Origin of the sequence: Faecalibacterium sp. I3-3-89 (assembly GCF_023347275.1) — a bacterium.
GTDB lineage: Bacteria > Bacillota > Clostridia > Oscillospirales > Ruminococcaceae > Faecalibacterium > Faecalibacterium butyricigenerans.
Genome location: NZ_CP094468.1, coordinates 899,748 through 916,610, shown reverse-complemented (window position 1 = coordinate 916,610; position 16,863 = coordinate 899,748). Strand labels below are relative to the sequence as shown.

General features: G+C 61.3%; 14 protein-coding genes. 6 read left to right on the top strand and 8 right to left on the bottom strand.

Going from position 1 to position 16,863, the window contains the following annotated elements:
* Positions 1-15 precede the first annotated feature (15 nt).
* From atpG to MTP38_RS04295, 6 genes are all read right to left on the bottom strand, one after another.
* Positions 16-897: an ATP synthase F1 subunit gamma gene (gene atpG / locus MTP38_RS04320; protein WP_227619933.1), complete on the bottom strand. Its 882-nt coding sequence runs from the start codon at positions 895-897 to the stop codon at positions 16-18.
* Positions 884-2,638, bottom strand: a complete 1,755-nt coding sequence (atpA, locus tag MTP38_RS04315; RefSeq protein ID WP_249234358.1) for a F0F1 ATP synthase subunit alpha — start codon at positions 2,636-2,638, stop codon at positions 884-886. The genes atpG and atpA overlap by 14 nt, the downstream gene beginning before the upstream one ends.
* Positions 2,628-3,119 (bottom strand): F0F1 ATP synthase subunit B, encoded by a 492-nt coding sequence (atpF, locus tag MTP38_RS04310; RefSeq protein WP_249234357.1) that lies wholly within the window; start codon positions 3,117-3,119, stop codon positions 2,628-2,630. Before atpF ends, atpA begins: the two co-directional genes overlap by 11 nt.
* Before the next feature lie 17 nt (positions 3,120-3,136).
* Positions 3,137-3,361 (bottom strand): ATP synthase F0 subunit C, encoded by a 225-nt coding sequence (atpE, locus tag MTP38_RS04305; RefSeq protein ID WP_015563599.1) that lies wholly within the window; start codon positions 3,359-3,361, stop codon positions 3,137-3,139.
* A 67-nt stretch (positions 3,362-3,428) separates the two neighbouring features.
* Positions 3,429-4,112, bottom strand: a complete 684-nt coding sequence (locus tag MTP38_RS04300; protein ID WP_249234356.1) for a F0F1 ATP synthase subunit A — start codon at positions 4,110-4,112, stop codon at positions 3,429-3,431.
* Between the two features lie 492 nt (positions 4,113-4,604).
* Positions 4,605-5,060: a DUF2798 domain-containing protein gene (locus MTP38_RS04295; RefSeq protein WP_249234355.1), complete on the bottom strand. Its 456-nt coding sequence runs from the start codon at positions 5,058-5,060 to the stop codon at positions 4,605-4,607.
* A gap of 1,122 nt (positions 5,061-6,182) precedes the next feature.
* On the opposite strand from MTP38_RS04295, the gene MTP38_RS04290 reads away from it, so the two are divergent.
* The 6 genes from MTP38_RS04290 to MTP38_RS04265 all read left to right on the top strand — a co-directional run bounded on the left by MTP38_RS04290 (position 6,183) and on the right by MTP38_RS04265 (position 14,224).
* Positions 6,183-7,370 (top strand): iron-containing alcohol dehydrogenase, encoded by a 1,188-nt coding sequence (locus tag MTP38_RS04290; protein ID WP_249234354.1) that lies wholly within the window; start codon positions 6,183-6,185, stop codon positions 7,368-7,370.
* 79 nt (positions 7,371-7,449) lie between these two features.
* Positions 7,450-8,307 (top strand): LysR family transcriptional regulator, encoded by an 858-nt coding sequence (locus MTP38_RS04285; RefSeq protein ID WP_249234353.1) that lies wholly within the window; start codon positions 7,450-7,452, stop codon positions 8,305-8,307.
* 152 nt (positions 8,308-8,459) lie between these two features.
* Positions 8,460-9,185, top strand: coding sequence for a LytR/AlgR family response regulator transcription factor (locus MTP38_RS04280; protein WP_227619941.1), 726 nt, complete (start codon positions 8,460-8,462; stop codon positions 9,183-9,185).
* A 20-nt stretch (positions 9,186-9,205) separates the two neighbouring features.
* The gene (locus MTP38_RS04275; RefSeq protein WP_249234352.1) at positions 9,206-10,522 is read left to right on the top strand and encodes a sensor histidine kinase; all 1,317 of its coding nucleotides are present in this window, start codon (positions 9,206-9,208) and stop codon (positions 10,520-10,522) included.
* Between the two features lie 267 nt (positions 10,523-10,789).
* Positions 10,790-12,829 (top strand): hypothetical protein, encoded by a 2,040-nt coding sequence (locus MTP38_RS04270; protein WP_249234351.1) that lies wholly within the window; start codon positions 10,790-10,792, stop codon positions 12,827-12,829.
* 24 nt (positions 12,830-12,853) lie between these two features.
* Positions 12,854-14,224 (top strand): DUF1254 domain-containing protein, encoded by a 1,371-nt coding sequence (locus MTP38_RS04265; RefSeq protein ID WP_249234350.1) that lies wholly within the window; start codon positions 12,854-12,856, stop codon positions 14,222-14,224.
* A 53-nt stretch (positions 14,225-14,277) separates the two neighbouring features.
* Here MTP38_RS04265 and MTP38_RS04260 read toward each other — a convergent pair whose 3' ends face one another.
* Together MTP38_RS04260 and MTP38_RS04255 are read right to left on the bottom strand one after the other, a co-directional pair.
* Complete coding sequence (locus MTP38_RS04260; RefSeq protein WP_249234349.1) at positions 14,278-15,285, bottom strand: D-2-hydroxyacid dehydrogenase; 1,008 nt, start codon at positions 15,283-15,285, stop codon at positions 14,278-14,280.
* Between the two features lie 314 nt (positions 15,286-15,599).
* Positions 15,600-16,820: a M20 metallopeptidase family protein gene (locus tag MTP38_RS04255; RefSeq protein ID WP_249234348.1), complete on the bottom strand. Its 1,221-nt coding sequence runs from the start codon at positions 16,818-16,820 to the stop codon at positions 15,600-15,602.
* Positions 16,821-16,863: the final 43 nt, after the last annotated feature.

The following is a 16,863-nucleotide window of genomic DNA, read 5'->3' as shown; positions in this document are numbered from 1 at the left end:
ATTTGCCTCGTTTTGTTATTCTTGATTCTTCACCGCCGACGCGCCGCCGATGATCTCGGTGATCTCCTGTGTGATGGAGCCTTGGCGGGTGCGGTTGTATTCCAGCTGCAAGTCGCGGATCATATCGTTTGCGCTCTTGGTGGCCGAGTCCATGGCCGTCATGCGGGCGCTCTGCTCGGCGCAGAAGCTCTCGGTCATGGCGCCGAAGATCATGCCGTGCATATAGATGGGCGCGGTCTGCTCGAACACTGTCCAAGCATCGGGCACCAGCTCCACCTCGCCGCGGGGATCGCCCAGACCCTTGGGAGCGGGCTGCAGATGCTCGCGGTCCAGCGGCAGCAGCCGCTCCATGACCGGCTCACTGGTGAGCGCGTTCTGGATCTTGGTATAGATGAGATAGATCTCATCCAGCTTGCCCGACTTAAAATCGTCGATGGCGTCCACCGTGATGTCACGGGCACGCTGCAAAGACGGTGCCGTCGCGCCGTACTGGAACTCCTTCACCAGCCGGGGGTCCTTGCGGAGGGCGCGGTAGCCCACCTGACCGATGACATAGAACCGGTCGTTTTCATCGGCCTTTTCCAGCAGGAGCTTCAGCACGTTCTGATTGAAAGAGCCTGCCATGCCCTTGTCCGCCGTCAGCACCAGATAGGCGCGGCGGGGGTTGCCGTCCTCCCGCTGCCGCTCGTGGAAATACGGGTGCACCGGTTCCTCGGGCAGATGGGGGACGACACGGGAGATGGTGTCCCTCATGCGGGTGAAGTAGGGCAGGACGTTCTGGTAATTCCTGCGTGCCTTGCGCAGTTTGGAGGAAGAGATCAGATACATCGCATTCGTGATCTTGCGGGTGTCCTGAATGCTCTCGATGCGCTCTTTCAGCAGCTTACTGGACGCCATGACTCTCGCCTCCCTCGTAGGCCTTCCATGCGTTCAGGATGGTGTCGGTCTGCTCGGGGGTGAGCTTGCCGGTGGCCGTGATGGCGTCCATCGTGCCGGACACGTCTGCATGGAACTGACGCACAAAGGCGGCGGTGCGTGCCCGCTGTTCCGCGAGGGGCACATCGTCCAGCATCCCGTGGGAGGCCAGCACGAGGATGACCACCTGCTCGGCGTCGGTCTTGGGCTGATAGAGCGGCTGCTTGAGCATCTCGGTCAGGGCCTTGCCGTGTTCCAGCTGATGGCGGGTCTCGGCGTCCAGATCCGAGCTGAACTGAGCGAAGGACTCCATATCCTTGTACTGGGCCAGCTCGATGCGCAGGTTGGCGTTGGCCTTCTTCATGGCCTTGGTCTGGGCTGCGCCGCCCACACGGGAGACGGACAGGCCCACATTGACGGCCGGGCGGTTGCCGGCGTTGAAGAGGGCGCTCTCAAGGAAGATCTGTCCGTCGGTGATGGAGATGACGTTGGTGGGGATGTAGGCGGACACGTCGCCGGCCTGCGTCTCCACGATAGGCAGAGCGGTGATGGAGCCGCCGCCCAGCGCGTCGCTCATCCGGCAGGAGCGCTCCAGCAGACGGGAGTGCAGATAGAAGACGTCGCCGGGGTAGGCCTCACGGCCCGGAGAGCGGCGGAGCAGCAGCGAGATGGCACGGTAGGCCACCGCATGCTTGGAAAGGTCGTCGTAGACGATGAGGACGCTCTTGCCCTGCGCCATGAAGTACTCGGCCAGCGCCGTGCCCGCATAGGGGGCGATGTACTGCAGCGGGGCGCTGTCGGAGGCGGTCGCCGCCACGATGGTGGTGTAGCTCATGGCACCATGCTTTTTCAGGTCCTCGGCCACGCGGGCGATGGAGGAAGCCTTCTGGCCGATGGCGACATAGATGCAGAGCACGCCGGTGTCCTTCTGGTTCAGGATGGCATCGGTGGCGATGGAGGTCTTGCCGGTCTGGCGGTCGCCGATGATCAGCTCACGCTGGCCGCGGCCGATGGGGAACATGGAGTCGATGGCGAGGATGCCGGTATGGAGCGGGGTGTCCACGCTCTGGCGCTCGAGGATGCCGGGGGCCTGCTTCTCGATGGGGTTGTAGCCCACAGCCTCGACAGGGCCTTTGCCGTCGATGGGTTCGCCCAGAGGGTCGATGACACGGCCAAGGAAGCCCTCGCCCACCGGGATGCCCGCGCGCTTGCCGCTGCGGGTGACCATGGTGCCGACGCCGACGCTCTCCGCGCCGTCAAAGAGCATGATGCCCAGACGGCCCGGCTCGACGCTCTCCACCATGCCCTTTGCACCGTTCTCAAAGGTGACGATCTCGCCGTAGACAGCGCGGTCCATTCCTTCTACTTCCACGATGCCGTCGGCAGAGGAGACGACCACGCCGCCCTCCTCGCTGGTGGCAGCGGGCTTGTAGTCCTCGATGCGGGTCTTGAGGGTGGCCAGAGAGGGCTTGTCGGCCATCATCTGGTCGATGGCGTGACGGCCGGAGTTGTCAAAGACGCGGTCGCCGATCTGGAGCACATAGCCGGAGAGGAGGCTGTCGTCCACCGTGACATTCAGGATGACCTCGGTGGCGTCGTACAGCTTGCAGACCTCTTTCTTGATCCGGTCCAGATCCTCCTCGCGGGGGGTGCGGGCGGCACGGAGGTCCGCTTTGACGATGCGGTTGGCCTCAAAGAACTCCTTGCTGAATTCACTTGCCATTTTCAGCCCCCGCTTTCTCCAACAGGTCGTCCAGCAGGCGTGCGTCGTCCTGCTCGTTCAGGCTGCGGGCCAGCAGCTTCTCGCACATGGCGCGGGCCAGTGCGGTGGTCTGGGCGTCGGCCTGACGCAGCTTGTGCTGGCGCTCGGCCTCAGCGGCGGCCTTGCCCTCGGCCAGAATGGCGTCGGCCTGCTTCTGGGCATCAGCCAGCAGCTGCTGCTTGTCCTTTTCGGCCTGCTGTTCGTAGGCCGTGCGGCGGGCTGCTGCCTCGGCGTCCACATTGCGCAGCTTAGCCTGCGCGTCGTTCAGGGTCGCTGCGGCCTCCTGCTTGGAGGTCTCGGCGGCGTTCAGGGCGTCATCCACCTGCTTCTGGCGCTGCGCGATGATGTTCATGACAGGCTTGTACAGGAACTTGCGCAGCAGCAAAAACAGAACCAGAATGTTGACGACTGTATACAGAAGGTTCAGATTCAGAGTCAGCATTCGTCATGCCTCCGTGATCAACCCAGGAACAGGATGATAAGCAGAGCAACGACGAAGCCGAAGATGGCAGTACCTTCGGCCAGAGCTGCGCCCAGCAGGAGGTTGGTCTGGATCTTGCCGGAAGCCTCCGGCTGGCGGCTGATGGCCTCCGTTGCCTTGCCGGTGGCGATGCCGATGCCGATGCCGCCGCCGATACCAGTCAGCGCTGCGATGCCAGCGCCCAGAGCTACGAGTCCGTTCATAATTATTTCTCCTTTATAATCAATATTCTTCTTTGGCTCTCCCCTTGGGAGAGGCTTTTGGAGTGGGTCACTCTTCTCCTCCGATGCTCTCTTTCATGAACAGCGAGGTGAGGAAGACGAAAACATAGGTTTGGATGAGACCGTCGAACAAATCAAAGTAGAGGCTGAAGATGGCCGGCACGAACACCGGGACCACCAGCTTGATCAGCTCCATGATGACGAAAGCGCCCAGCACATTGCCGAACAGTCGCATACACAGGCTGGTGGGGCGGATGGCGATCTCGAGGATGTTCATGGGGGTCATGATGGGGGTAGGAGCGGTGAGGCTTTTCAGGAAGCCTTTGCCGCCCCGGGCACGGACGCCGGAATACTCGATGAGGCAGATGCTCATGAGTGCCAGCGCAGCGGTGACATTCAGATCCTTCGTGGGGGGCTTGATGCCGAACACGCCGATGAGGTTTGCGCAGGCGATGTAGAGAGCCACCGTCATGAGGTAGGGCACATACCGCCTTCCCTGCTCGCCCAGCAGGCCCATGAAGAAGCCGTCGATGGTGGTGACTACCATCTCAAGGACAGCCTGTCGCTTGGAGATGTGATCCACCTTGAGGTTCCGGGTGAGCAGGATGGAGACGATCACCAGAAAGAGCATGATGCCCCAGCTCACCACCACGGATTCCGGCACCTGCAAGCCGCCGATGGAGACCATCTCCACGTTCAGCTCTTCTTTCAGGGCCGCAGTCAATGCGTTCATCGCTTTGCCTCCTTTCTGAGCAGAGTCTTATCTTGAAGCGTAAGGGTGTGGTTCGTTTTCACTCTATCTCCTTTCGTTTCTCTAGTCAAAGAGACCGCGCCGAAAATCAAAGAAGGTGCGTCCGTTTTTCATGGAAACACACCCTCTTTCCGCGCTCAGCGCATCCTTTTGCGTCTGGTATCATAGCACGATTGGGCCGATTTGATAAGCCCTTCGGTCGATATTCTACTTTTTGTTATATCTTATTTCACGCTTGTGCCGAAACTGTCGTACATCTTGCACAATATTTCGCTCTCAAACTGTCCATTTCAACCAATTTCTTAGCCATTTTTTAGCGATTCGTTTCATTTTTTGAGGTAATATGAAACACTCTCGGCAGAAATATACACTCCATGTATATCGGGTATATAAAATTCATATAGTTGTCAAGCGCTTGATACCTGAAATTTTGTTAACCGGAAACTTATATAATATTACCTGTTTATAATAGGCTCACTGTTTCCCGCGGCGGAAGATGAGCCGGAAGAGAAAGCGGGCCAGCGGGCCGCAGTAGAACATCTGCCAGCACAGGGCCATCGGGAAGTTGCAGCCGAAGGTATGCACCCACGTCCCAAAGCTGGGCTCCTTGAACAGCACGGTCGCCACAAGGCTCATGATGGGGCACATGATGCAGACGATCATCAGGGAGATAGCATAGGTGATGAACTGGGGGCGATCCGAAGGGCGCATAAAGGTGAAGGCCAGTGCGGTGGCCAGCTTTTCCACTACAAAAAACTCCAGCACGAAGGCCACCGGCACCATGATGGGCATTTCATGCAGCGCCATGCCGAAGGTGGCGTTGGTCACACCGCCGGTGGCGAGGGCGACATTGTAGACGATCATTCCGTAGACCATGATCGCGGCCATCACGAGAGTAAAGACGATTTTTTCAAGCAGGGTCTTGGGCATTTTTGTTTTCTCCTCATTTTTGGTTGTGGGTAAAATGTCTTCTGGAACTTTCGCCGCACAAAAAAAGACAGACGAGGGCGGAACCTTCGTCTGTCTTTGCACGACTACCATTCATTGCCCGCTATGATAGCACAAACTCCCGCTCCGCGTAAGCGTTTTTCGCCGTTTTCTCCCGTTTTGCGCAAATCCTTCCACGAACGACCCAAAATTTTCGGGCAGATTCGTTACTGCACCGCCTCCCCTGCCCGGAGCCACAGACGGTTTTGGCGCAGGGAAAATCTTTCGTCCTGATATTTGTATGACTCTCACAGTTTTTTGGTCGTTTCTTGAAAAAGTATGTCCAATTCATTGTGCACTCTGCGAATAGACAAAACAGGCTCGTGCGTGTATAATAAAGCCAGAAACCAGAGAAGTACAGCAGAAGTTCAAATGAGAACTCACCCCGCTGACTTTAAGAAGAAAGGAGCGAAGACCGATGGTTGATATGGAACCCGCACAGTGTGCACAGACTGTCGGGGTTCGCTGAGAAGCAAAACAGAGGCTCACCACAAACGGGATGTTTCCCCCGTATAAAAACACAACAACAAGAGCCGGTCTTGAGCATTCAATAAAGCGGATAACAGTACAGTCTGTGAAATAGATCCCTCGCGTTCAAATAGATCCGCCGAAGGTGATTCGAAATGAAGAAAGCTTTTGTACGGAGCATCGTATTTGAATAACTCCAAAGGAGAAACTCCAATGTACTAGTAATGACGCTCCCTTCGCAAATCTAACTCGAAAGAATGTGGTAATATGAAATTCATCTCTGTGATTCGTATCCCGCACTCCAACAGTTAAGAAAAGGGTCATTCCAATGTACTAAGAAATTCATTCCCCTGCTGATCGTTCTTCATCGTTTCAAAGGAGAAGCTTCCATGAAACGTCCGGTACAGACCGAAAAATGAGGAAATCGAGGTCAAGAGGCTATGACTCCGAAGAAGTAAGCATCCTGCCGACAGAGGGCTTGCAACCGCCTCGTGTCGGCAGGTTTTTTTGTCTGATGTTTTCCAATGAAGCCTGCATCCTCCCGCCGGGAGAGTGCAGGTTTTATTTTGTTCCAACCAAAAAGGAGGTCGTCTGCCAATGGCAAGCAATTTCGAATTCTACTCCCCCACCCGGGTCATCTTCGGCAAGGGCACCGAACAGCGCGTGGGCGCGCTGGTGCGCGAATACGGCGGCACCCGCGTCCTCGTGGTCTACGGCGGCAAGAGTGCCATCCGTTCCGGCGTGCTCGACCGGGCCGAGAAGTCGCTGGCGGAGGCCGGCCTGTCCAGCTGGACGCTGGGCGGTGTCGTGCCGAATCCCCATCTCGACAAGGTCTACGAAGGCATCCGCATCGGCCGGGAGAATGGCATCGACTTTCTTCTGGCAGTGGGCGGCGGCAGCGTCATCGACACCGCCAAGGCCATCGCCTACGGTCTCGCTGAGCTGGACAAGGATGTCTGGGAGCTGTACGAGCACACCCGCAAGGCCCAGAAGTGCCTGCCTGTGGCCAGCATCCTCACCATCGCGGCGGCGGGCAGCGAGACCTCCAACAGCAGTGTCATCACCCGCGAGGATACCCACCAGAAACGGGCCTACAACGACGACCTCAGCCGCCCCAAGTTCGCCATCATGGACCCCGAGCTGACCAAGACCCTGCCCGACTACCAGACTGAATCCGGCTGCGCCGACATCATGATGCACACGATGGAGCGCTACTTCACCAACGGCGGCAACATGGAGCTGACCGACGCGCTGGCCGAGGGCCTGCTGCGCACGGTGATGAAGAACGCCCGCATCCTCCACACCGACCCCGCCAACGATGAGGCCCAGGCCGAGGTGATGTGGGCGGGCAGCCTCTCTCACAACGGCCTCACCGGCTGCGGCATCGCCAGCGGCGATTTCATGTCCCACAAAATGGAGCACGAGATGGGCGGTATGTTCGACGTGACCCACGGCGCGGGCCTCGCCGCCCTCTGGCCCAGCTGGGCACGGTATGTTTATAAGGACTGCCTGCCCCGCTTCGTCCGCTTTGCCCGGAATGTCATGGGGGTGACGGCAGACGGCACCGACGAAGAGGTGGCCCTGCTGGGCATTGACGCGATGGTAGACTTTTACCACAGCATCGGGATGCCCGCCTCCTTCCACGAGCTGGGCATCGCCCCCACCGACGCACAGATCAACGAGATGGCCCGCCGCTGCCTCGAGGCCTCCGGCACTGCCCTCGGCTCGGCCAAAAAGCTGGGCCTCGACGACATCATCGCCATCTACCACGCCGCCAATAGATGATCGCCGCTCTGCCGCCTTGCGCTTCCGTCCGCAAAACGGTATACTGAAAGAAATACCACGAAAAGGACGGGGACATCCCATGGACGAAAAAGACCTGCTGATCTTCCTGACGCTGGCCGACACCGGCAACCTGACCCGCACCGCAGAAAAGCTCTACCTCTCCCAGCCCACCCTGAGCAAGCGGCTCCAGAACATGGAGGCAGATCTGGGGGCAGCGCTTTTCCTGCGCAGCAAACAGGGCGTCACCCTGACCCCCGCCGGGGAGGCCGCACGGGAGGTCATCCAGCGCACCGCCCGGGAGCTCAACACCCTGCGGGAGCAGCTGCAGATGCGCAAGGACACCATCTGCGGCACCCTGCGCATTGAGGTCTCCATCGACTACTCCAAATACCGTCTGCCGCAGGTTCTGGCGGCCTACACGGCTCAGTGCCCGGACGTCACCCTCAGAGTCTCCACCAACCACAGCCGTGACTGTCTCCGGACGCTGCAGGACAGCAGCGTCCACCTCGCCATCGTGCGGGGTGAATACGACTGGGACGAGGGCAAGATCCTGTTAGAGCGGGAGCCGGTCTGCCTCATCCGCAGCCGGGAGAATGCCAGCGTGCCCCTGCGCGAGCTGCGCTACATCGGCCGGGACTCTGACCCCGAGCACATGAGCATGAAAGCCCGCTGGCTGATGGAGCACAAGATGGAGCCGGACGCCCAGCTGAATGTGGATGGGCTGTCCACCTGCGTGGCCATGGTCAATGCCGGTCTTGGCTGGAGCATCGTGCCGTCCATCTGCCTGAACTACTTCGACGGCATCTCGGAGCCGCTCTTCTTCGCCGACGGCACCCCTCTTACCCGTTCTACTTATCTGCTCTACCGCAAGCGCGAAAGTGAGCTGCCGCAGGTGCGGGAGTTCATCCGGATGGTCTGCGCCATGAGCAGGCACTGAATCCCATATCCTCTTTCAAAGAGAGACCGGCCCGCCCGGTCTCTCTTTTTTGCTGCCAAACCTGCGTGAAAGGGGTCATTTCCTGCGTGAATGACTGTCCTCAAGGCTGCGCGGGTGTGTTATAATAGGAGCGTAAGGAGGCATATGAGAGGATGGAGCTTCGATTCGCGGTCGTAGAAGACCGCCTGCCCGACGCCCAGCGGCTGGAAGGTCTGCTCCGGCTGGCGTTCGGCAATGGATACATTCTGGTCTGTGACCACTTCGAGAGCGGCGACGCCTTTTTGCAGGCGTTTCCCTCCCGGGCCTATCAGGCCGTTTTTCTGGACATCTGCATGGAGGGAACCAACGGCATCGACACAGCCCGCACCCTGCGCCGCACCGACCCGGACCTGCCGCTGGTCTTTGTGACCTCATCGCCGGAGTATGTGTGGGATGCATTTCCCGTCCACCCCTTCGATTATCTGCTCAAGCCCTACCGGGAAGAGAAGCTCTTTCAGCTGGCCGATGAGCTGCGGCGGGTGCTCTTCCGGGCCGAGCCGGAGCTGGACGTCCGCATCGCACGGCAGACCGTGCAGCTGCCACTGCGGAAGATCCAGTACGCCATGTCCCAGAACCACTATGTCCGGGTCGTCACCGATGACGGCGAGTGCCGGGCCGTCTCCACCTTCGCACAGGTGGAGCAGCTGCTGCGGGCGCAGGAAAATTTCCTCGTCTGCAACCGGGGCGTCATCCTGAACATGGACAAGGTGCTGCGGCTGGACGGCGACGCTTTCGAGATGCTGGACGGCACCCACCTGCCGGTGCGCCTGAAAGATAAAAACACCCTGTTCGCCCAGTTCACACAATACCAGTTCCGCCATATGCGGCGGGAGCTTTGACGACGAGAGGAGGCCCTGCCTTGGACATCACTTTATTCGGACGCTATTTTCTGGACCTCTCCATCCTCTACCCGGGGGCGTTCCTCTGCCTCGCCCCGCTGTGGGAGCATCTGAAATCGCCCCGCCGCACTGCCCTGCTGACCGCCTTCCTCGTCACCGTCATCAATCTTGCGGCGGCGGCTTTCTGCACTGTCCTTGAGCTGAACAGCAATATGATGCTCCTGCCCATCTTCCTGACGGCATTCTGGCTGCTGCTCTGGCGGGTGGAGTCGGCAGTCTCGACCGGGCAGACAGCCTTTCTCTTCTCCCTCTCTGCCGTCATGATCGCCGTCTGCAATCTGCTCTCCATCGTGCTCAATGCCCGGGCCGAGGTGGACAACGACGCGCCGGTCTGCCTTGTCTCCACTGCCCTGCTCAAGCTGGGGCTGTCGGCGGTGCTCTGCATCCTCTTCTGGTTCACCGCGGTCCAGTGGAGCCGCTGGCTGCTGCGGGAGTATCGAGGCGAAGCCTTCTGGCAGTCGGCGTGGCCGCTGCCCGCCATCTACGCGGCCTTCCTCATGTTCTGTATGCCGCTGGACCCGGGCGTCATCCTCATCAACCGGCTGATGATCATCTCCGTGCTGGCCGTCTCCATCTCGCTGCTGGGCATCTTCCTGCTGCTGTATGAGATGTATCAGGTGGCCCGGGAGTACACCCGCAGCGCCCAGCTGGACCGGGAAAACCAGCTTCTGGCTGTGGAGTCCCGCCGCTACACCGAGCTTCGGGCCTATATGGAGCAGACGCGCCATCTGCGCCACGATTTCCGCCAGCACCTTCACGTCATCGCCGGCCTGACCGAAGCCGGCCAGCTGGAGGAGCTGAAAAGCTACCTCTGCCAGTACGAATCCGAGCTGAGTGAGGAGCGCCCCACCCTCTGCGCCAACCCCGCCGTGGATGCGCTGGCCGGGCACTACGACCATGAGGCCCGCCAGCTCGGCGTGCCGGTGGAATGGCGGCTGGAACTGCCCCGCCAGCTGCCCGTTCCGGAAGCCGACCTCTGCATGATGCTGGGCAACCTGCTGGAAAATGCATTCCATGCCAGCCAGAAGCTCCCGCCCGAGCAGCGGCAGGTGAAGGTGATGGCCCGGATGCTCAGCCCCGCCATGCTGGGCCTGCTGGTCGAAAACCGGTACGACGGCGTACTCAAGCGCCAGAAAGGCGCGCTCCACTCCACCAAGCACGACGGCATGGGCATCGGCCTCGTCTCCATCCAGACCACCGCAGCCAAATACGGCGGCTCCATGACCGTCGAGACCGAAAACGGCCTGTTCCGAGTGAATATTTTATTGAATCTTTAACCTCTCAGTCTCGCATTCGCTCGACAGCTCCCCTACCGAGGGGAGCCTCTGGCGAAGAGATAAAGCTTTACGAAATGCCAAAGCTTCCCCTCGTTAGGAGCAACAACGACGACCGCCGCCAGTGGCGGAAACAGGGAGTCGCTGTTGGGGCCGCGGCCAGCAAGACGCAAGCAAAGCGCTGCGGATGCTGGGTGCCGCAACCCGAGCAGTGGCATTGCGAAGCAATGACGGAGAGGTTGACACAGCTAATTAAAGGAGGACTCCACCATGAAAATCACCCGACGCAGCTTCCTCAGCGCTTCCGCTCTCGCTCTGCTGTCCTGTCCGCTGGCCCCCACCGCCAGCGCGGCCAAGTCCGACAGCCTGTTGGCCGGCCTTTTCCACAGCGAAGACACCGCCCTGCCTTTGAAGCCCCTGACGGCAAAGGGCGTGGATGCGAACCCCTTTATGGGCAGCAGCGAGTCGAACATCCACCACGACTGCTACAACACCGACTCCACCGACGCTGTCCTCCCCGTAGGCATCTGCCCCGAGGTCAATGTGGCGATGGAAAAGACGAACCCCAATGCCTCCCCCGCCATCTTCTTCGACAACTTCGACAACCCCATCAGCCCCTTCCTCGGCGGTCTGGCCATCCGCGACCTCGACGCAGAGGAGGTACGGACCATCGGCTTTTTCTCCCCCGCAAAGCATGACGGCGGCGGCTACCTCATCCAAAGCTCCTATTCCTTCGTGGACGGGCGCAACCTCATCGTCTGCCCCACCAGCCACAACCACGTCCTGATGCTGCGGGCCACGGACGAGAGCGGCACGCCGCTGCCCGTTTTCCAGAAGGTGCTGGACATCAACATCAAGGAGGCTGCCGAGCGGGTGCTGGGCCGCAGCCTTGAGCAGAATCTGCTCTCCATCGTCTTTGACTACGACGGCAACCTCTGGTTCGTCACCGGCGGCTTCCGCATCTACCCCAGCCGCGGCCAGCAGGGTGCGATGGGCTATATCTCCCGCGCAGCCATCGACACCATCCTTGCAGGCGGCACCGCCGACCTCAGCCGCGAGGTGCACGTCTACGCCCCCGCCCCCGGCGAGGGTGCTGAAAACGGCATCGCCTCCTGCCGGGAGGGCGCAGTCATCCTCACGAACCTCGCCTGCTACCTGCTGCGGGCAAACGGCGGCGTAGAGGTCGTCTGGCGCACCCCCTACGACAGCGTGGGCGCAAAGGACAGCCGCGAGGGCGCAGCCACTACCGGCGGCGGTCTGGCGTGGGGCGGCGGTTGCTCGCCCTCTCTGAGCAGGGAGCTGGTCTTTTTTACCGACAACCTCGAGGTCGTCAGCCTCATGGCCGTGGACATCCGCACCGGCGAGGTCGTGGCCAGCCATCCCGTCATCGACGAGCTGCCCGACAATATGCCGGTCTCCGTCGAAAACTCGGCCATCGTCTACGACCACGGCGACGGCAGAGTCAGCACCATCGTCTGCAACTGGTTCGGCGCGGGCAGCCCCAACCTCGCAAAGCCCGACAGCGATTCCTCCATCCAGAGCTACGAGAACATCTATGACCGGAACTGGCTGCTCAAGGGCAACTGCATGATCATGCCCGGTGTCGAGCGTGTGGACACCGTCCGCACCGCCGACGGCTGGGCCATGAAGAGCATCTGGTGCCGCGACGACCTCAGCGACACCTCCATGATGAAGCTCTCCACCGCCACCGGCTACATCTACGGCTTCGTGCAGGATGTGGACAGCGGTATGTGGCAGTACATCGTGCTGGACTTCGACACCGGCAAGACCGTCCTCACGGTGGACGTTGCCTCCCTCTACGGCTACAACAACATGGCCATCGGTATGTATGCAGGCCGGGACGGCAACAAGCTCTACTGCCCCACCGGCTACAAGGAGCTGCTCCGTCTGCAGGACCGCTTCGTCTTCCTGCCCGAGATGCCCTACCGGAAGGTCGATCTGGACAAGACCTCCCGCCGGGTGCTTTCTGCCGACGCTTTCCATGCCGCAGGCGGCACAGGCACCCCCGCAAGCTGGCTGCACACCGTCACCCTCGACAATCTCCATCCCCAGACCACCGTTGCCTTCCGCATCAACGGCCTGACCGGGAACCCCGCCGACTACAAACTCTTCGCCCTCGGCACGGACAGCCTCTACCACGAGGTGTCCGGCTGGCGCTTTGACGACGCCCCGGCCCGCTTCAGCGCGAAGAAGGTCTACACCGTCTGCGTCCCCGCACAGGACGGCGGCAGCTTCGACCTCTCCTCCGACGCCAAGGAAGTCACCCTTTCCATCGTTCTGGCCCGCTGAATCTGCAAAAAGGAGGCTCCTGCCATGAAAATGACCCGACGCGATTTTCTCAGGCTCTCTTCCGCCGCTGCCGCCGCCTGCGGCGTCACCCTTCTGCCGACCCAGAAAGCCGATGCGGCTTCTGAGATCCAGACCCTGCTGGAAGAAGCGTACCTCTACGCCTTCCCGCTGGTGCTCGTGGACGCCACCAAGACCGTCTCCACCAACGCGAAGACCCCCTCCGCCAACCGCGCCCCCGTCAACCAGTTCATCCACGCCCGGAAGCTGCTGGACGCTTCCAGCCGCACCGTCGTCAGCCCCAATGTGGACACCATCTACACGCAGGCATGGCTGGACGTCAGCGCCGAGCCGCAAATTTACGTCGTGCCGGAGACCGACCGCTTCTTTAACGTGCAGGTGCTGGACGCATGGACGAACACCGCCGCCGTGCTGGAAGCGCCCGGGGCCTACGCCATCGCCTATTCCGGCTGGGAGGGCACCCTGCCCGAGGGCGTCCGGCGCATCGACGTCCCCACCCGGACGGTCTGGACCATCGCCCGCATCATGCTCTCGGGGCCGGACGACCTGCCGAACGTGGCGGCGCTCCAGAGCCGGATGCAGCTGATGCCCCTCTCGGCCTACCCCGCCGGGCCGGACGCCGCGCCGGAGGGCAGTTATTCCCCGGAAAACGATTTCGTCCCGGTGGAAAAAGTCCTCGCCATGACGCCGCAGGAGTTTTTCGACACCGCCAACCGGCTGATGGAGACCGACCCGCCCGCCGAGGCGGACGCGCCCCTTCTCCGCAGCCTCGCGGCCCTCTCCGTCGGCCCGGGCGAGCGGTTCGACGCCTCCGTCCTCGGCCCCCTCGGCGGGCTGCGCTGGAAGCGGATGCTCCTTCAGCTCAAGAGCAGCCTCCGGGCGCAGGCCGCACGCTATGCCCGGCAGATGGGCCAGTGGACCTACTACGGCGACCCCATCGGCGATTTCGGCACGGCCTACGACTACCGCACCATGGTGGCCCTGATGGGCCTTGGGGCCAACACCACCGACGTCGCCATCTACCCGCGCACCTCCACCGACAGCACCGGGGCCGACCTCACCGGCAAAAAGACCTATACCCTCCACTTCGACGCCCTGCCGCCCACGGTGGGCACCGGATTCTGGTCGGTGACGGCCTACGGCGAGGACAACTTCCTCATCGATAACCCCATCAGCCGCTACTGCGTGAACGACCGCTCCGGCCTCCACCGGAACCCGGACGGTTCCATCGACGTCACCCTCTCCAAGGATGCGCCGGAGGATACCACCAACTGGCTCCCCGTCTCGGACGAGAAGTTCCACCTCTTCCTCCGCATCTACAAGCCCGACTGGACGGCGCTGGACAGCTTCCCGCCGCCGGTCATCCGCGTGAAGTAACAAAAACGCCATCTGCGTCTCGGCGCAGATGGCGTTTTCATCGTTATCGCGTTTTACAGGGTGCTCAGCAGGCGGTGGCCGCCGTTCTGGTCGGCGGCATAGCGGGTGGTGCGGCTGACCTGATTGTCCAGCGGCAGGCCCTCGGCGTAGCGCTTGAGGTTGTGGACGAAGATGTCCACGATGTTGTCCAGCGTCTTGGGCAGGCTGAACTTGCCGGAGTTGTGGGGGGTGATGATGGCCCCCGGCTCGCCCCACAGCGGGTGGTCGGCGGGCAGCGGCTCGGGGTCGGTGACGTCGAGGCCCGCGCCGAAGATCTTGTCGCTGCGCAGGGCGTCCACAAGGGCGTCGCTGTCCACGGTGGTGCCGCGGCCCACGTTGAGGAGGATGGCCCCATCCTTGCAGCGGGCAAAGCGCCCAGCGTCGAACATATGGTAGGTCTCCTCGGTGCCGGGCAGGCTCATGGCGATAAGGTCGGCTTCGGGCAGCTCCTCATCCAGCTGGCTCTGGGCCACCACCCGCAGGCAGTAGTCCGGGCAGGGGGTGTCGGGGTGGACGGTGCGGCGGACGCCCACCACCTCAGCGCCCAGCATATGAGCGCGGCGGGCGAAGTTGGAGCCGATGTCGCCCATGCCGACGCAGAGCACCCGCGCCCCGGTGATGCCCCTCACAGGGCGGTCGATGGGGTCCCACCTGCGCTGGTTCTGGCGGTCGCGGTAGAGGAACATATCCTTCTGGATGCCAAGCCACATGGCCAGCATCCACTCGCTGATGGCCAGACCATATGCGCCGGTGGCGTTGGTCACTACGCAGTCCTCGGGCAGGACGCCGGGCTTCAGGTAGGGGTCCGGGCCGGCGGAGTTGGACTGGAACCACTCCATGTGCTTGTTCTGAGAGATCATCGACACCGGGGCGTTGCCCAGCACCACATCGGCCCAGAGCACGTCCTCGGCGTGGACATCGTCCAGCGCATTGAAGCGGAATTCAAACTCCGGCACGGAGGCCTCCAGCGCGGCGCGGTGGGCGTCGTTCAGGGGCAGACAGACCAAAACTTTTTTATGCATAGGGATACCCTCACTTCCTGATCGTTCTTTTATAAGGATACACGTTTCTACCCTGCTCCGCAAGAGGGGGATCCGCCTTATTCTTAAGAATTCCTTAGGATTTTATCCCCCAAATCCCAAGAAGTATGTGATAAGCTGTCCCCAAAGCAGAAAAAATCTGCTATACTGATACCAAAGCAGCACAGGAAAGGAATCATACACTACGATGATCTCGGCTGCGCAGCGGGCAAAAAGATCCGCGTGCTCATCGCCGTAAAGAACGATTGAAACAAAGAAAGCCCTCTCAGCGGCGCTGAGAGGGCTTTCTCTTCGTATCAGGACTTATCCTTCAGCCAGCGCAGAGCGAACCAGCAAAAGGCCGCAGAGCCTTCGTAGAGGATGCTGTCATCGAACTTCACCTTGGGGTGATGCTGGCCGTAGCAGTACCCCTGTTCCGGGCTGCCTGCGGCGATGAACATACTCACCGTAGGCACCTCGTGGCTCACGAAGGCAAAGTCCTCGCTGCCGCCGCCGGGCTTGCCGCCGGTGAGGGCGGTCATATCCATTGCGCCCCGGCCCAGCAGCTCGGTCATATAGGCCATCGCGTTTCCGGCGAGGGCCTTGTCCACCACCATGCAGGGGCAGAAGTCGGCGAAGGACACCTCCGCCGTGCAGCGGAATGCCGCCGCCACACCCTGCGCGATCTCGGTCATCCGGGTGCGGATCTGTTCGCCCACCTTGTTTTCCGGGTCGGTGGTGCGGATGGTGCCCCACATCTGGGCCACATCCGGGATGACATTGGAGGCTGCACCCGCCTCGAAGCGGCCGGTGGTCAGCACCCCGACGTCGCCGGGCTTCAGCTCGCGGCTGTTGATCTCCTGCAACGCGATGTGGATGTGGGCTGCAGCTGTAATGGGGTCGATGCAGTTTTCCGGCGTCGAGCCGTGGCCGCCCTTGCCCCTGACCACGATGTGGTACTGCTCACAGCTGGCCATGGTGATACCGCCGCCCGGCACCAGCACCGTGCCCGTCGGCAGCGGCATCCCGGCCAGCACGTGGAACATGACCGCTGCGTCCACATGGGGGTCCTCCAGCAGGCCGTTGGCCAGCATATCCGGCGAACCTTGGAAGATTTCCTCGGCGGGCTGGAATTCCAGCTTGACCGTACCTTCCAGCTCGTCCTCGTGGGCCTTGAGCAGCTTTGCCGCACCCAGCAGCATGGCCGTGTGCATATCGTGGCCGCAGCCGTGCATCTTGCCGGGCACTTCCGAGCAAAACTCCTCGCCCGACTCCTCGGGGATGGGCAGCGCGTCCATATCGGCACGCAGCAGGATGGTCCTGCCGGGCTTCTTTCCGCCCGCCAGCGCGAGAACTCCGGCCCTGCCGCAGTCCTTCGGCTCATAGCCCATCTCCGTCAGTGCCGTCTTGACCAGCGCCTTTGTCTGGGTCAGGTCGAAGCCCACCTCCGGGTGACGATGGAGCGTCCGCCGCCACTGTTGCAGCTGCGGTTCCAGCGTGCGGGACTCCTTCAGAAGCTCTTCCGGTGTGATATTCATACTCATCCGCTCCTTTGTTTTTGATTCAGAAAAAGCTCTCCCG

What these genes read in the sequence shown, in the direction of transcription:
- atpG (WP_227619933.1), bottom strand. Translation starts at nt 897, where the DNA reads ATGGCGTCCAGTAAGCTGCTGAAAGAGCGCATCGAGAGCATTCAGGAC.
- atpA (WP_249234358.1), bottom strand. Translation starts at nt 2,638, where the DNA reads ATGGCAAGTGAATTCAGCAAGGAGTTCTTTGAGGCCAACCGCATCGTC.
- atpF (WP_249234357.1), bottom strand. Translation starts at nt 3,119, where the DNA reads ATGCTGACTCTGAATCTGAACCTTCTGTATACAGTCGTCAACATTCTG.
- atpE (WP_015563599.1), bottom strand. Translation starts at nt 3,361, where the DNA reads ATGAACGGACTCGTAGCTCTGGGCGCTGGCATCGCAGCGCTGACTGGT.
- MTP38_RS04300 (WP_249234356.1), bottom strand. Translation starts at nt 4,112, where the DNA reads ATGAACGCATTGACTGCGGCCCTGAAAGAAGAGCTGAACGTGGAGATG.
- MTP38_RS04295 (WP_249234355.1), bottom strand. Translation starts at nt 5,060, where the DNA reads ATGCCCAAGACCCTGCTTGAAAAAATCGTCTTTACTCTCGTGATGGCC.
- MTP38_RS04290 (WP_249234354.1), top strand. Translation starts at nt 6,183, where the DNA reads ATGGCAAGCAATTTCGAATTCTACTCCCCCACCCGGGTCATCTTCGGC.
- MTP38_RS04285 (WP_249234353.1), top strand. Translation starts at nt 7,450, where the DNA reads ATGGACGAAAAAGACCTGCTGATCTTCCTGACGCTGGCCGACACCGGC.
- MTP38_RS04280 (WP_227619941.1), top strand. Translation starts at nt 8,460, where the DNA reads ATGGAGCTTCGATTCGCGGTCGTAGAAGACCGCCTGCCCGACGCCCAG.
- MTP38_RS04270 (WP_249234351.1), top strand. Translation starts at nt 10,790, where the DNA reads ATGAAAATCACCCGACGCAGCTTCCTCAGCGCTTCCGCTCTCGCTCTG.
- MTP38_RS04265 (WP_249234350.1), top strand. Translation starts at nt 12,854, where the DNA reads ATGAAAATGACCCGACGCGATTTTCTCAGGCTCTCTTCCGCCGCTGCC.
- MTP38_RS04260 (WP_249234349.1), bottom strand. Translation starts at nt 15,285, where the DNA reads ATGCATAAAAAAGTTTTGGTCTGTCTGCCCCTGAACGACGCCCACCGC.
- MTP38_RS04255 (WP_249234348.1), bottom strand. Translation starts at nt 16,820, where the DNA reads ATGAATATCACACCGGAAGAGCTTCTGAAGGAGTCCCGCACGCTGGAA.